Annotated in this window: 6 protein-coding genes; all 6 read left to right on the top strand. The window is 64.1% G+C overall.

The features are described from left to right. Positions 1–33 precede the first annotated feature (33 nt). The gene (locus LB569_RS20535) at positions 34–11,475 is read left to right on the top strand and encodes an autotransporter-associated beta strand repeat-containing protein (RefSeq protein WP_224693880.1); all 11,442 of its coding nucleotides are present in this window, start codon (positions 34–36) and stop codon (positions 11,473–11,475) included. Between the two features lie 80 nt (positions 11,476–11,555). Beyond that, a complete protein-coding gene (locus LB569_RS20530; protein ID WP_224542528.1) occupies positions 11,556–12,119 on the top strand; it encodes an invasion associated locus B family protein in 564 nt (187 codons plus the stop codon). Between the two features lie 1,034 nt (positions 12,120–13,153). After that, the gene (locus tag LB569_RS20525; protein ID WP_224693879.1) at positions 13,154–14,011 is read left to right on the top strand and encodes an ABC transporter substrate-binding protein; all 858 of its coding nucleotides are present in this window, start codon (positions 13,154–13,156) and stop codon (positions 14,009–14,011) included. 4 nt (positions 14,012–14,015) lie between these two features. After that, a complete protein-coding gene (locus tag LB569_RS20520; RefSeq protein ID WP_224693878.1) occupies positions 14,016–14,927 on the top strand; it encodes an amino acid ABC transporter permease in 912 nt (303 codons plus the stop codon). A gap of 4 nt (positions 14,928–14,931) precedes the next feature. After that, positions 14,932–15,711: an amino acid ABC transporter ATP-binding protein gene (locus LB569_RS20515; protein ID WP_318013133.1), complete on the top strand. Its 780-nt coding sequence runs from the start codon at positions 14,932–14,934 to the stop codon at positions 15,709–15,711. Positions 15,712–15,719: 8 nt separating this feature from the next. Continuing rightward, positions 15,720–16,874 (top strand): amidohydrolase, encoded by a 1,155-nt coding sequence (locus tag LB569_RS20510; protein WP_224693877.1) that lies wholly within the window; start codon positions 15,720–15,722, stop codon positions 16,872–16,874. The last annotated feature ends 10 nt before the right edge of the window (positions 16,875–16,884 follow it).

Genomic DNA, 16,884 nt, shown 5'->3' with positions numbered 1-16,884 from the left:
GCCGCCTCTTCGCCTCTCATGCGCGGCGGCCGCATGACCAAATGGAAGGGGGAGGTGGCGAGCTATGCGCCGAACTTGGCGCAGCTTATTTCGGCAGCCGAGAAATTCTCCGCCGGCCCGATTTTGGCCGCGTCGCTCCTAGTCGGCATTGCAGCTACCCCGGCGGGCGCCACTGATCGCTATTGGGACGCCAACAGCACGAGTCCGGGCCTCGGCGGCACCGGCATCTGGAACACGACGTCTGCGTTGTGGAACAACCAGACCGAAGCCGGCCCGATGGTCATCTGGAGCAACGGCGCGCTGGACGATGCGTTCTTCGTCGGCACGGTCGGCACAGTCAACCTCGGCGCGCCGGTCACGGTCCACAATCTGACCTTCGGCGTCAGCGGCTACACGCTGACCGGCGGCTCGCTGACGCTCGGGGGCGCTGCCCCCACCATCGACAGCGGCACCGGAACCGCGACCATCAACTCGATCATCGCCGGCAGCGCGGGCCTGACCAAGGTGGGCGCCGGCACTCTGACGCTTGGCGGCCCCAACATCTTCACGGGCGGCGTGAACGTCAACGCCGGCACCTTGACGCTCAACGGCACGAGCAACTTCGTCGGTGACGTTAATGTCGCCAACGGCGCAACCCTAATAGTCGGCGCCGATGCCGCGCTTGGTGCGGCCGGCAATCGCGTCGTCACCACCACCGGCGCCAACCTGACGCTCGACAGTGCCCTCGGCGCCAACCACATGGTCTCATTGGGCGGCGGAGGGCAAACCACCGTCACCGGGGCCGGTGCCGCCGCGACCCGCTTCACCGGCGCCGGCGGCCTGACGGCTTACCGGACATCCCTGGCTAACAACGCCAACGACTATACCGGCCAGACGGTCGTCCAGGTGGGCGCCGAAGTCATCACCTTCAGCTCGGTGGGCAATCTCGGTTCAGCGAGCGCGCTAGGAGCTGCCAGCGACCCCACGCTGGGAACCATTTCAGTCCAGCGCGTATTTGGCGCCACCGGCACGTTCTCGTACACCGGGACTGGAAGCGACTCCAACCGCGACTGGAGTTTATCGGCCGGCGGCCACCTGGTGTTCTCGAACAGCGGCAGTGGAGCCCTGACGCTGCGGGGAGACATCGCGCTCAGCGGCACCGCCGGCACAGCCGTTGTCTTCTCCGCTGATTCCGCCGATTTGGCGCTCCTGGGGCAGATCGGACTGCCCAGCGGCAATCTCCTCAGGGTCTCTTTCGCAGGTGGTGGCGGTGCCCGCACCATCACGCTTGGCGACAACAACAGTTTCAACGCACCGGTTACGATCGGTACTGTCAGCGTCAAGGCAGGCACGCTCGCAGACGCCGGGACGAGCAGTTCGTTGGGCGCCGGCACGAGCGTGGGTCTCACCAACGGCGGCGTTCTGAGCTATACGGGCGGCGGTGCCTCAAGCAATCGCACCTGGACGTCCGACGGCGCCACGATGATCAGCAACGACGGCGCAGGCGGGCTTTCGCTCAGCGGCGCAGCAAGTTTCGTGGCGGGTGGCACCGACACCTTGACGCTCGGCGGCAGCTATGGCGGCACCAATACCTTCTCGGGCGTGATCTCCGGCACCGGCAACCTGGCCAGCAGCGGCTCCGGGACATGGGTGCTCGCCGGCGCCAATACCCGCGCTGGCAGCATCACGGTGAACGGCGGCACCCTGCACGCGGGCAACTCCTCTGCTTTCGGCACGACCACGACAGTGACCGTCAACAGCGGCACGCTCGACCTCAACAACTTCAACCTGTCGACCACAGGCTTCTCCGGGACCGGCGGAACCGTCGCGCTGGGAAGTGGCAATGTGAGCGTCAATCAAGCCTCCAACACGACTTTCGCCGGAGGCATAACCGGCGCCGGCGGCAGCCTGACCAAGCTTGGTGCGGGCACGTTGACGTTGACCGGAGCCAGCTCTTATACCGGCGCCACCAGCATCGGCGGCGGCGCTTTGGCGCTGAATTTCAACGCGGCCGGCGCGCCGGCGAGCAACATCATTTCCAGTGCCTCCACACTGAACATGTCCGGCGGCACGCTGACGGTGGCCGGCTCGGCAGGCCAGACGCAAAGCTTCGCGGCCAGCAACATCACCGCCGGCGGCAACACCATCGCTGGATCGGGGAACGTCACCCTCAATCTCGGCGCGATCAATCGAACCGGCGGCATCGTCAATTTCGTTCTGCCCACCACCGGCGCGATGACGACTACGCCGAGCACGGTGCTGGGTGGCTGGGCCACGGTCACCAGCGGCACAACGACCGACTACGCGCAGGTTGACGCATCCGGCAACATCATCGCTCGCACCACCTATGCGAACAAGGACGATGCCGGCACCTGGGTAACCGGCGATGTGGTCAGCGATGAAGCCCCCGGACCGAATACGCCTTATGTCGGAACCGTTACTGGCAACGTGCAACTCGGCGGCATCAAATACACCGCGGCGGCGGCTTCTACCGTGACGATTGGTTCCGGTAACACGCTGGGCATCGACGGCACCGTCATCGTGTCCGCCTCGGTGGGCAACAAAACCGACACCATCACCGGCGGTCGGCTGACCGGACCCGCCGGCGGCGGCACGCTGAGCGTGTTGCAGAACAGCACGGGCAATTTCGTGATCGGCTCGGCCGTCGTCGACAACGGCGCCACGATCGGCTTCACCAAGGCCGGCGCCGGGCTCGTCACGCTCTCCGGCACCAATAGCTATACCGGGGTTACCACCATCAGCGCCGGCACGCTCTCAGTCAACACGATCGCGACCGGCGGGACGCAAAGCGCCATCGGCGCCTCCAGCAATGCCTCCACCAATCTCGTGATTCAAGGCGCCACGCTGCAATATACCGGCGTCAACGCATCGAGTGACCGCGGTTTCACCCTCATGACCAGTGGCGCCGTGACCGCGGGCACGATCGATGTCAGCCAAGTGACCACGAACCTGCAATTGTCCGGACTGGTCACAAGCCCGGACAATGCGGGTCTCACCAAGACCGGTGCGGGCACGCTGACGCTGTCCAACGCCGGCAACAACTATACAGGCATCACCACCGTCAGCCAGGGTACACTCGCCGTCAGCACGCTCACCAACGGCGCTACCAACAGCGGCATCGGCGCCGCCTCGAGCGCCTCGTCGAACCTGGTGCTGCAGAACGGCGGCACTCTCGGCTATATCGGCGCCAACGCCAGCAGCAATCGCGGCTTTACGCTGGGCACCGGCGGCGGCGGGATCGGCGTGGTCGGCGGCACCACCCTGACGATGAGCGGCACGGCAACGGGCTTGGGCGGCCTGACCAAGAGCGGCGCCGGCACCTTGGTGTTGTCCGGCACGAACAATTATTCCGGGGGCACCATGGTGGGCGCCGGCACGCTCCGCGCCGGGTCGACCAGCGCCTTCGGGACCGGCTCGATGACGGTGAACACGGGCGCGACCCTGGATCTGGCTGGCAACAACAATACAGTGAGCGGGCTCAACGGTGCAGGCAATGTGCTGCTGGGCAGCGCTACGCTGGCGATCACCGGCACCGGGAGCTATTCGGGGACCATGGGCGGTGCAGGCGGCGTCACCATCGGCGCCGGCGGCACGGGGAACCAGACCTTCAGCGGTTGCGGCAACAGCTATGCCGGGCCGACCAGGGTCAATAGCGGCAGCACACTTACCGTCGGCTGTCTCGCCAATGGCGGAGCGCCGAGTGATATCGGGTCCTCCAGCAAAGACTCGACCAACCTTGTCCTCGTCAATGGCACGCTGAACTACACGGGTGGCACCGTCACCACCGATCGCGGCTTCTCGATGCCGGGATTTGTCGGCGGCAACATCGGAGTGCAGAACGCCGCGACGACACTGACCTTCAGCGGTGCGGCCACCGGAGGAGGAAGCGTCACAAAATTAGGTTCCGGCACGCTCGTACTGTCCGGGATCAACACATATGGGCTTGGCACGACCGTCTCGGCTGGCATATTGCGCGCCGGATCGGCCAGCGCCTTCGGCACCGGCTCAATGACCGTCAACACGGGCGCTACGCTCGACTTTGCCAACCTCAGCAACACGGTCGCCGGCCTTGCGGGGGGCGGCATTGTCACGCTCGGCTCGGCGACGCTGACCCTCAGCGACGGGGCGGGTCAGAATTTCAGTGGTGCCATCAGCGGAACTGGCGGGCTGGTGAAGAGCGGCGCCGGCACACAGACTCTGTCAGGCGTCAGCAGCTATACCGGCTCCACGGTCATCAATGGCGGCATTCTCGCCGTGACGAGTCTTGCAAACGGCGGCAGCAACAGCTCGATCGGATCTTCCGCCGCCACGCCGGACAAGCTCGTCCTCAATGGCGGCACGCTGCAATATATTGGAACCGGCGGCAGCACGGACCGGCAGTTCACGCTTGGAGCCAGCGGCGGCGCTCTCGACGCTTCGGGCAGTGGCGCGATCAACTTCACCAGCACCGCCGCGGCTGTGCTGACCGGCGCCGGCAACCGCACCCTGACGCTGACCGGCACCAGCACGGCCAACAACTCCCTTTCCGCCCGCATCGACAACCCGTCGAGCGGCGCGACCTCGCTCAGCAAAACGGGCAATGGCACCTGGGTGCTGAAGAACGCGGCGAGCACCTATACTGGCGCCACGACGATCAGCGGCGGCGTGCTTGCCGTCGACAAGCTATCCAACGGCAATCAGGCGAGTTCCATCGGCGCCTCCGCCAAGGATGCGTCCAATCTGGTGATCGGCAGCGGCTCCACGCTGCGCTATACCGGCAGCGGTGACACGACCGACCGCTTGTTCACGCTGCAGACTGGGGTCAGCTTCATCGAGTCGTCCGGCACCGGCGCGATCGTGTTCAGCAATACCGGTGCGGCGGCTTACACGGGGACTGGCCCCCGCACGTTCGTTCTCGGCGGCACCAACACCGGCCTCAACACGATCGGCGGGACCATCATCGATGGATCCGGCGGGGCGACCACGCTCGCCAAAAACGATGCCGGCACCTGGGTGCTGACGGGCAACAACAGCTACAGCGGCAACACCGTCATCAATGACGGCAATCTGATGATAGGCAATGGCGGTACTACCGGCAATGCCGGCACCGGCAATGTCATCGTCGACAAGGCGACCTCGACGCTGTCGTTCAACCGCAGTGATATGTTCAATTTCGCCGGCAATCTGAGCGGTGCCGGCAACATCGCCCAGATCGGCACCGGCACGACCAGGCTGACCTCGGCGACCGACAGCAGCATCGGCGGCTCGACGTGGGTCGATGTCGGCATGCTGGAGCTCGCCAGCAACTTGACAAGCAACGGCGGCACGACGGTGAATGCCGGCACGCTGCAGGTCGACGCTGGCAAGACGCTGACTACGCCGACGCTCGCGATGAATGCCGACTCGACGCTGAACGTCAGCGGCACGGTTCAGGCGACCGGCGCGACGCCCCTGGCAATAACGGGCGATGCCGGGGCGAGCACCATCAACATCGCCAATGGCGGTACCTTGCGCGGCAATGGCGATCTCGGCGGCGGCAGCGACATCGTCAATCTGACCGGGACGTTGAACACCGGCGCCGGGACGCTCAACCTCGGCTCGGGTAACGACACGCTGACGCTCAACGACGGCGCCGTTCTCACCGGAACAGTCAACGGCGGCACCGGTGGCGAGACGGGCGCGGGCGACACGTTCCGGGTAATCAACGCGGTGAATCGAACAGTGCAGGGCGCGGGCATCAGCGGGTTCGAGAGCCTGGACAAACAGGGCAGCGGAACGTTGACGCTTATTGGTGACCACAGTTACAGCGGTGGGACGACAATCCAGGGCGGGACGCTCCAGGTGGGCAGCGGCGCGACAGCGGGCACCTTGACGACACCCACAGTGGCCAACAACGGCACGCTCGCCTTCAACCTGAATAATAACTACAGCTTCGACGGGCTGATCTCGGGCACGGGTTCGGTTAACAAGCTAGGCACCGGGATCACGACGCTGACCGGCGCCAACACCTATACCGGTGCGACCAACGTCAATGCGGGTACATTACTCGTCAACGGGAACCAGTCGGCCGCCAATGGCCAGACGACTGTTGCGACCGGCGCCACGCTTGGCGGTAGCGGCATCATCGGCGGCAGCGTCACCGTTGCCGATGGCGCTACGCTTGCCCCCGGCGGCGCAGGCAATGTCCCTGGGACTCTTACCATCAATGGCAGCCTTGCGCTGGGTGACTCAACCCTCAACGTTAATTTCGGCCAGGCCGGTGTACCTGGCGGTCCGCTCAATGACCTCATCAATGTTGGCGGTAACCTGACACTGGGCGGCTCGCTCAATGTCACCGAAAGCCCCGGCGGTGATCTGGGCCCCGGCGTCTATCGCATCATCAATTATACCGGCTCGCTGACCAACAACATTCTCGACGTCAGCGATCCCAACTATTTCGTGCAGACCTCGGTCGCCAATCAGGTCAACCTGGTCAATTCGGCGGGATTGACGCTTAGCTATTGGGACGGCAACGCCGGCCCGCATTCCAACGGCATTGTGAATGGCGGCAGCGGCACCTGGCGTGCCGCAGGCGACCAGAACTGGACGGACGTAACCGGTCTCTTCGCGGCGCCTTTTGCCAATGCGAGCTTCGCCATCTTCCAGGGTGCCGCGGGCACCGTTTCGGTGGACAACACAAATGGCGCGGTGCTTGCGGCGGGCATGCAGTTCGCGACCGACGGCTATCTGGTCCAGGGCGCGGATATCGGGCTGGTCGGCTCGCAGTCGATCATACGCGTCGGCGACGGCACGCTGGCCGGTGCAACCTATGTCGCGACGATTGCGTCCAACCTGACGGGCAGCAGCCAGCTGGTGAAGACCGATGCCGGCACGCTGGTGCTGTCGGGGACCAACAGCTACAGCGGCGGCACGGCCATCAACGGCGGCACGGTCCAGATTTCCTCGGACACCAATCTCGGTGCTGGTGGCGGGGCGCTCAGCTTGGACGGCGGCACGCTGCACACGACGGCCATCATCAGTTCGGTGCGCGCCGTTGCGCTCAATGCGGGCGGCGGCACTTTCGATACGGACGCTGCGACCACCCTGGGGCTGAACGGCATCGCTGCAGGGGCAGGGGCGCTGACCAAGGAGGGCAGCGGCACGCTCATTCTTGCCGGTGCCAACACCTATCAGGGCGGCACCGTCATCAGCGGCGGGACGATCGAGGTCAGCAGCGATGCCAATCTCGGCAATGGAGCCGGCAAGGTCACGTTCGACGGCGGCACGCTGCATGTCTCCGGGTTTGGCTTCAATTCTGCACGAGACGCAACGCTCAACGCCGGCGGCGGTGCCATCAACGTCGATAATTTTGTGGACCTAGCCGGCACGATCGAGGGGACCGGAGCACTAACAGCTGGTGGTCCCGGATTTCTCGCCCTCAGCGGCGACAACACCTATACCGGCGGCACCACCATTGCGAACGGGGTTCTGCAGCTTGGCTCTGGGGGCACCACGGGGTCGATCCTGGGCGATGTCGTGGATAACGGCAATCTCGGCTTCGATCGCTCTGACACCTATAGCTTTGATGGCCTGATCTCCGGCAGCGGCCAGATCACCCAGGTTGGCTCGGGCACCACCGTGCTTACCGCCGACAACAGCTATGCCGGCACGACGAGGGTTCTCGGCGGCTCCCTCTACATCAATGGCGACCAGAGCGCCGCAACCGGCTTGACCACCATCAACGCCGGCACGTTGGGCGGCAATGGTATAATCGGCGGCGACGTAACCCTGGCGCCAGACTCTACCCTGGCCCCCGGTGGTCTCGGCACGACACCCGGGACACTGACCATCAATGGCCGTCTTCAACTGGCTGGTGGCTCCAACCTTGACTACTCCTTCGGGCAGGCCGGCGTAGTAGGTGGTGCCTATAACGACCTGACCGTCGTGCATGGCAATCTGGCGCTCAACGGCGCTATCAATGTCACCCAGTCGCCGAGCGGCAATTTTGGCCCCGGCATCTATCGCGTGATCAGCTATGACGGGACGCTGAGCGACAACGGACTGGACAGCAACTCCCCGACCCATATCGTCCAGACCTCGATAGCGGGCCAGGTCAACCTCGTCGACATCAGCGCCATGACGCTCAATTTCTGGGACGGCGACGCCGGCCCGAAGAGCAACAACGCTGTCAATGGTGGCAACGGCACCTGGCGGGCGGCTGGCGACGACAACTGGACTGGGCCGGCCGGCGACCTCAACGCCGCGTTCACCAACGGCAGTTTCGCAATCTTCGCCGGCTCTGCCGGTACGGTCAGCGTCGACAACACCAATGGCCAGGTCCAGGCCGCCGGCATGCAGTTCGCTACCGACGGCTATCTGATCCAGGGCCAGAACATCGACCTGGTCGGACCGCAGGCGACGATCCGGGTTGGCGACGGAGCCCTTCCTGGAGCGGACTACACTGCGACGATCGCCTCCGTGCTCCAAGGCAGCTCGCAGTTGGTCAAGACCGATCTCGGCACGCTGGTGCTGAGCGGCACCAACACATACATCGGCGGCACCGCGATAGATGGCGGCACGCTGCGGGTTTCGGCCGACGCCAATCTTGGCGATGCGGGGGGCGCGCTGTCGCTCGACAGTGGCGCCACGCTGCAAAACACCGGTGCCTTCAGCTCGGCCCGCGACGTCACGCTCAATGCGGGTAACGGCACGTTACAGACCGATGCCGACCTGACGCTATCGGGCCTGATTGACGGTGCCGGCGGCTTGACCAAGACGGGCATCGCGGCGCTGACGCTGACCGGCACCAACAGCTATGCCGGTGCCACCACGGTTGCGGCAGGTGGCCTCTATGTCGACGGCGACCATAGTACAGCAACCGGGCTGACCTCGGTGCAGATCGGCGCGACGCTCGGCGGCAAGGGCAAGATTGGCGGCAACGTCACGATCGACGATGGCGCCACGCTGTCACCGGGATCTGCCGACGGTACGCCAGGCACGCTGGCGATCGCCGGCGACCTGTCGCTCTCCGGCGGCTCGATCCTGAACTATTCCTTCGGGCAGGCCAATGTGGCCGGCGGCGCGCTCAATGATCTCACGACGGTCGGCGGCAATCTCGTCCTCGACGGCACGCTCAATGTTTCCGCGTCGGCCGACGGTACCTTCGGTCCCGGCATCTATCGTGTCTTCGATTACAGCGGCACGCTGACGAACAACGGGCTTGCGATCGGCTCCATCCCGTCCTCCAACTACTTCGTCCAGACCTCGGTCGACCACCAGGTCAACCTGGTCAACACGGCTGGGCTCAACCTGAACTACTGGGATGGTGACGCCGGTCCGAAGTTCGACGGCACCATCAATGGCGGCAACGGCACCTGGCAGAGTTCCTCGGGCAATGACAACTGGACCGAACAGACAGGCCTGATCAACGCCGCTTATTCGGACGGCGCCTTGGCCATCTTCGCAGGCACCGCCGGCACTGTGACGGTGGACAACGGGGTCGGCCAGGTCACGGCCGCCGGCATGCAGTTCGCGACCGACGGCTACGTCATCCAGGGCGGCGACATCGATCTCGTTGGGCCACAGTCGGCGATCCGGGTCGGCGACGGCACTATCGCTGGCGCGGGATACACAGCCACCATCGCCTCCGCGCTGACCGGCAACGCAGAGCTCGTCAAGACTGATGCCGGAACGCTCGTGCTTACCGGCACCAACAGCTACACGGGCGGTACGGCGGTCAACGGCGGCACATTGCGTGTCTCCGTCGATGCCAATCTCGGCGATGCGGCTGGCGGGCTCTCCTTCAACGTCGGCACGCTCAACACCACCGCAAGCTTTGCCAGCGGCCGGGACGTTGGCGTTCTCGGCCAAGGCACGCTTGCGACCGATGCGGGCACCACGCTGACGCTTAACGGGGTGATCTCCGGCGCCGGCGCCTTGGCCAAGAGCGGCGGCGGCACGCTGGCGCTGACGGCCGACTCCTCCGGCTTCACGGGCACCACGGCGATCGGCGGCGGCACCGTCAACGTCTCGGGCAGCCTGTGCGGCGACGTCAACGTGCTTTCGGGCGGGCGCCTCGAAGGCACCGGCACGGTCTGCAATACCACCAATGCCACGGGCGGTGTAATCGCCGCCGGCAATCCGGGTGTGCCCGGCGCGCTCACCATTGCCGGCAACTATACCGGCAATGGTGGAACGCTGGAGATCGAGACCGTGCTCGGTGGCGATGCCTCCGCCACCGACCGGCTGGTCATCACCGGCAACACCGCCGGCACCACCACACTCAAGGTGGCCAATCTCGGCGGCGGCGGCGCGCAGACGGTGGAAGGCATCAAGATCATCGATGTCGGCGGAAGCTCGGCTGGCACCTTCTCACTCGCCGGCGACTATGTCTTCCAGGGCGACCAGGCGGTGATCGGCGGCGCCTATGCCTACCGGCTCTACAAGAATGGCGTGAGCACGCCCGATGACGGCGACTGGTATCTTCGCTCGGCACTCACCACCCCCGACAATCCGCCAGGACCGCTCTACGCGCCGAGCGCGCCGCTCTATGAGGCCTATGAAGGCGTGTTGCAGAGCTTCAATGAACTGGGCACCTTGCAGCAGCGCATCGGCAACCGGTCGTGGGGCGAGGGCGCGACGCCGGAAGGGGCGGATGTTCCGGGCCAGGGTCCGGTCGACGGCAAGGCCATCTGGGCCCGTATCGAGGCGGCGCACGCCAAGCTCGACCCGAAGACCTCGACCACCGGCACCGACTACGACGTGACGACATGGAAGCTCGTGGCCGGCGTCGACGGTCTTCTGCACGAGAGCGAGGCCGGCGTTCTGATCGGCGGGATCACCGCCCACTACGGAACTGCTTCGTCGGACGTCTCGTCCATCTACGGCATCGGCTCGATCGCCGCCACCGGCTACGGCGTCGGCGGCACGCTCACCTGGTACGGCAACAGCGGCTTCTATCTCGACACGCAGGCGCAGGCGACATGGTATGACAGCGATATCCGTTCGGCCATGCTCGGCACACTGGCCGATGGCAACAACGGCTTCGGCTATGCGCTCAGTATCGAGAGCGGCCAGAAGATCGCGCTGTCCAGCAAGTGGTCGCTGACCCCGCAGGCGCAGCTTGCTTACTCCGACGTCCGCTTCGACGCGTTCACCGACCAGTTCGGCACCAGGGTGTCGCCCGGCAGCGGCGACAGCCTGGTCGGCCGTCTCGGCCTGTCGGCCGACTACGAGGACCAGTGGACGGATGCCGCGGGGCAGGTCAGCCGCGCACACATCTACGGCATCGCCAACCTCTATTACGACTTCCTCGACGGAACCGATGTCGATGTGTCGGGCGTGAAGTTGGTCAGCCAGAACCAGGCGCTGTGGGGCGGTGTCGGCCTTGGCGGCTCGCTCGACTTCGCCGACGGCAAATACGCGGTCTTCGGGGAAGCTACCGCCAAGACCAGCCTCGAGAAGTTCGGCGACAGCAACTCGATCGGCGCCAAGCTCGGCTTCAGCGTGCGCTGGTAGCTGCGAGCCCCGCTGTAGGCTGATATATCGCCAGCTAAAGATCCCGGGCGATGCACGCTCGCGGACCGGTGTTTGATAGAATGGACAAGAACATGAATCGGAAGAATTGGGGCAGAAGCATTCTGCCGGTGGCCACCGCGCTGCTGGTCATGGGCTTTGCCATCTCGGCGTTCGCGCAGGAGGCTGGGCTGCCAGGTGGAGCGACATCCCTGAGGGAGGGGCATGGCGGCTGGACGGTGTCCTGCAATATTACGACGCAGAACGGCGCCGCGGCCAAAGCCTGTGCGCTCTCGCAGGAGCAGACAGACGCGCAGTCGCGCCAGCGGGTGCTGGCCATCGAATTGCGTCCCAACGGCGAGACTGTCCAAGGAACGCTGGTGCTGCCGTTCGGCCTCGCGCTGGACCAGGGTGTAAAGCTGCAGATCGACGACGGCGCCGCGCTGCCGCCGCTCCGCTTCCGCACCTGCCTCCCCGGAGGCTGTCTCGTCGACCTGAGCTTCGAGGGAGATACCTTGGCGGCTCTGCGCAACGGAACCAGCCTCAAGGTCAAGGTCGTCGCGGACGGCGGCGAGGAAACCAATCTCGCCTTGTCATTGAAAGGCTTCCCCAGCGCTCTCGACAGGACAGCCGCGCTGCTGAAGTGAGAAGTAGGTGCCGCTCAAAGGGAAGCCGGAACTGGCATTTTTCCGAAGCTGAATGAGGAGCGGCCATCCGCAGGGCAAGGGTAGTGTGAGCAATGGGCCGGTCAGAGACTTCGATTCCGCTCGGTTGACTGTCGGCTCTCTTTAATTGGAACGCAAGAAGCTGTCGGTCCGCTGACGGCCCCAAACAAGTCGTTTCATGGCACCGGTCAGAGGACCGCCTCTGGCGCCTACGGACATTCGTTGAAACTCGGTATGGAGCGGTCAGGCTTTGTCGCGGCCGATGATCACTCTCCTTTGGGGATTTTAGGTTCGCCAGACCATACGAGATCATACGAAGGATATGGGTTGGCTAACCATCCGCTAAACCATTGATTTTCCTTAGGAGCCTTACACCCTCCGGGCCCACCATAAATCCCCTTTTCAGAGGAGGCCCACAACGTGGACTCGAACCCCCTCTTTTGACCAAAAACTACCCCAGCGATTTTCCCTGCGATCTCAGAATCGCCTAAGGCGCTATTGCATTGTTCCGGGGGGGCGAACCGCGAGAGCGCTGCCGTGTTTCCACACATTCGGGAGCGCGCCGATATTTCCACGGGTTTGTCCTGTTGGACCTGTATCGAATCTACAAAAGACCGCGGAACGGCATGGTTGACTCGAGGCCGGCGTATGTTGTTCCACGAAGCGCATGTGGCAGTTTTGCGCCTCATGGCAGCGTCGCGGCGCCAAGACGGTGCACCCCGAAAGCGAACCTCTCCAACGCCGAGCCGAAAAGCGAGATCTTAACTGCGCGGCCGCTTAAAGAACGCTCTGGTCAGGTACGCATTGCATCACGCCGTTGCATAGGTGGCATATAACCTCCAGGAATAGACTTCACAAATCATTCTATTGGACGGCATTCGCTTCAAAGCACATTCTGCAGGTGCTGAGGAGCGGTAGTTCAATTCTCGATCCGCTCTCCATCACAACGACAAAAATGGGGAACGTAGATGATTGACAAACGCACCTGCTTGCAGACCGTCGCAGTTTTGGCGTTCATGGCCGCTTCCGGCTTCGCAGGGAATGCCTCGGCACAAGATTTCGACACTTCCGGGATTAAGGTCGATTCGGCGCTGGCCGCCCGCCTCCCGGAAAAGATCAAGAAAGCCGGGGTGATCGTGATCGGCTCCGACACATCCTATGCGCCTTGGGAGTATCTGAGCGAGAAGGATGGGCAGACGCCCGAGGGCATCGACGTTGATATCGCGGACGCGCTGGCTGCGAAGCTGGGCGTCAAGATCGAGTTCCAGACTTCAGCGTTCGACGCGATCCTGCCGGCGCTCGGCACCAAGTACGATCTCGGCGTCTCCGCCTTCACGGTCAGCAACGAACGCATGAAGGCCGTCAACTTCGTCAGCTACTCGGACACTGGCAGCTTGTGGGCGATCAAGTCCGGCAACCCTACGAAGTTCGATCCGGCCGACTTCTGCGGACGCAAGATCGCGGTCCAGTCAGGAACCTGGCACGAGAAGGCGATCAACGAGGAGAACGAGACCTGCAAGAAGGCAGGCAAGACGGGAATGGATATCCTGCCCTTCGGAACGCAGACCGAGGCGCTCACGCGCGTTGCGGCCGGCGGCGCCGACGCTACGATCTCCGGTTCCTCCACGATTGGCTATGCGGCCAAGCAGTCGAGTGGTCAGCTCGAAACGGTCAAGGCGCCAAGCGGGGCGCTGAGCGAACACGGCCCGAACGGCATCGCGGTTGCCAAGAGCGACATGGAGTTGACCCAGCTCGTCGCCGATACGATCAACGCGCTGATCGCGGATGGCACTTACAAGGCGGTGTTCGACACTTGGGGCGTCGGGTCCGAGATCGTGACCAAGGCCGAAGTCAATCCGTCCGTGAAGGACTGATGCCGTGGCGGTCACAACGGTGCACGCTCCCTCGCAAGACGCGCCTGCCCGAGCACCCGAGACGGAGGTTGCGCGGAACGTCATCGTTCCGCGTCGCCATCCCGGGCGTTGGCTGGCGGTGGCGCTTCTCGCGATCGTCGCCATTCAGGCCGCGCATGCGGTGGCGGTGAACCCGAACTTCCACTGGGATGTCTATGTCAAATATCTGTTCTGGCCGCAGGTGATCCGGGGCGTTGGCTGGACGCTCCTCATCACGGTCGTGGCGATGGCGGTTGCGATCGTGGTCGCTGGTCTGCTTGTCGTCATGCGCGATAGCGACAATCCGATCCTGCGCGGTCTTGCCTATGCCTGGGTGTGGTTCTTCCGCGGCACGCCCATCTACACACAGCTGCTGTTCTGGGGCCTTTTCGCGGTTCTGTTTCCCCGCCTTTCCCTGGCCATTCCCTTCGGGCCGGAGATAGCAGGCGTCGAGGCGAGATATCTGGTGACGCCGGCGATGGCGGCGATCCTTGGGCTCGGCTTCAACGAATCCGCCTATCTGACCGAGATATTCAGGGCAGGCTTCGGTTCTATCGATCGAGGGCAGACCGAGGCGGCGCAGGCGATGGGAATGCGGCCTGCCAGGATCTGGTGGCGCATCCTCATGCCGCAGGCGATGCGGGTCATCATCCCCCCCACGGGAAACGAGACGATCGGCATGCTGAAGATGACGTCGCTGGTGCTCGCCGTGCCGTTCACGCTCGACCTGACCTTCGCCACCAATGCCATCGCCAACCGGCTCTACCTGCCGATCCCGCTGCTGATGGTTGCTGGCACCTGGTATCTCGCCATCACCAGCCTGCTCATGGTCGGCCAGCACTATCTGGAGCGCCATTTCGGCAAGGGCGTTGCCGTCCATACTGCCAGGGCGGAGTAGGACGATGGACATGGTTATCGATACCGGCTTCTGCGTCGAGATGCAGAACATCCACAAATTCTATGGCCCAGTGCATGCGCTTAGGGGCGTAGACCTGCGCGTGCGGCGTGGCGAAGTCTGCGTCGCAATCGGGCCGTCGGGCTCAGGCAAGTCGACGCTGTTGCGTTGCATAAATCAGCTGGAGAGCATTTCGACCGGCAGGGTCTTCCTCAACGGGGAACTGCAGGGTTTCGTTGAGCGTGACGGCCGGTGTCATCCGCTTGCGCCGGGCACCGTCGCGGCGCAGAGACGGCGGACCGGCATGGTCTTCCAGCGTTTCAATCTGTTTCCACACATGACGGCGCTTCAGAACGTCATGGAGGGGCCGCTGCAGGTGAAGGGATGGACGCGGGAGCGTTCGCGAGCAAAGGCACGGGAGCTTTTGCAGCGCGTCGGCCTGAAAGGCTTCGACGGCCGCTATCCCAGCCAGCTCTCCGGCGGCCAGCAGCAGCGGGTTGCCATCGCACGAGCGCTGGCTATGGAGCCGGAGGTCATGCTTTTCGATGAGCCGACGTCGGCGCTCGATCCCGAACTCGTCGGCGAGGTCCTCGACGTCATCAAGGATCTCGCCCGAAGCGGCATGACCATGGTGGTCGTAACTCACGAGATCGGCTTCGCCCGTGAAGCCGGCAATCACCTCGTCTTCATGGATGAGGGCATGATCGTGGAGGAAGGACCTCCGCGCGAGATCCTGGCCAATCCGACGAACCCCCGCACCATAGCGTTCCTTTCCAAAGTCCTTTGAAAGCAGTCATGACCATGATCGATGCAAGCCTCGTGGAGCGAGCGGCCGGATGGCGCCGCCATCTTCACGCCCATCCGGAACTGTCGGGTCAAGAGACCACGACCGCCAGCTTTGTTTCCGAGCAGCTGTCAGCCCTTGGCATCGAGCATGAGACCGGCATCGGCAATCACGGCATTGTCGCCACGATCCGGCGTCCAGGGTCAAACCGGTCGGTCGGCCTGCGCGCGGATATGGACGCTTTGCCGATCAACGAAGCCAACACTTTCCAGCATGCTTCGCGCAACCCCGGCGTCATGCATGCCTGCGGTCACGACGGCCATACGGCGGCGCTGCTGGGCACGGCCGCCTCGCTGATGGCTGACGACAGCTGGAACGGCACGATCAATCTCGTGTTCCAGCCCGCCGAGGAAAACGGCCAGGGCGCCAAGGCGATGATCGCGGATGGCCTGTTCCAGCGCTTCCCGATGGAAAGGCTCTTTGCATGGCACAACTGGCCAGACCTTCCGGCCGGCAAGGTTGCCGTCCACACAAGACCATCGATGGCCGCCGGCGGTGACTGGCGCGTGAAACTGATCGGGCTGGCCGGCCATGCGGCCATGCCGCATCTCACGCGCGATCCGATCAATGCCGCTGCGCACCTCATCGTCGCTCTGAACACCATAGTCTCGCGTAACGTCGATCCACTCGAAACCGTCGCCCTGACGGTTTCGATGATCCAGGGTGGTACCGTCAGCAATCAGACCCCCGAGACGGCAACGATCATCGGCACGTTGCGCACCTTTGATGCCGAGATACGCAAGGCGATCATCGCGCGGATGTCAGAAGTCATCGAGGGAACCGCTGCCGCCTGGGGCGTGAAGGCTGACTACGAGATCAACTCAACAGGCCAGGTCATGGCCGACACACCGGCCGAAGCAGCCCTCTCGGTGGCCGCGGCCGAGGCAGCCGGGCTGCCGGTGACACGCGACATCCGCCCGGCGATGGGCGGCGACGATTTCGCATTCCTGGTCGAGGGCAGGGCCGGAGCCTATGTGCTGATCGGCAACGGCCCGGCGGCCGGCGACGGCAAACTGCACAACGAGCGTTACGAGTTCAACGATGAGATTCTTGGGCCGGCCATATCGTGGCTGACCAACGTCGCCAAATTGGCGTTGCGCGAATGACCGGCGTCAC

This window comes from Mesorhizobium sp. BH1-1-4 (assembly GCF_020165665.1).
Lineage (GTDB): Bacteria > Pseudomonadota > Alphaproteobacteria > Rhizobiales > Rhizobiaceae > Mesorhizobium.
This window is presented reverse-complemented; position numbering and strand designations above follow the sequence as displayed.

What these genes read in the sequence shown, in the direction of transcription:
- LB569_RS20535 (WP_224693880.1), top strand. Translation starts at nt 34, where the DNA reads ATGACCAAATGGAAGGGGGAGGTGGCGAGCTATGCGCCGAACTTGGCG.
- LB569_RS20530 (WP_224542528.1), top strand. Translation starts at nt 11,556, where the DNA reads ATGGACAAGAACATGAATCGGAAGAATTGGGGCAGAAGCATTCTGCCG.
- LB569_RS20525 (WP_224693879.1), top strand. Translation starts at nt 13,154, where the DNA reads ATGGCCGCTTCCGGCTTCGCAGGGAATGCCTCGGCACAAGATTTCGAC.
- LB569_RS20515 (WP_318013133.1), top strand. Translation starts at nt 14,932, where the DNA reads ATGGACATGGTTATCGATACCGGCTTCTGCGTCGAGATGCAGAACATC.
- LB569_RS20510 (WP_224693877.1), top strand. Translation starts at nt 15,720, where the DNA reads ATGACCATGATCGATGCAAGCCTCGTGGAGCGAGCGGCCGGATGGCGC.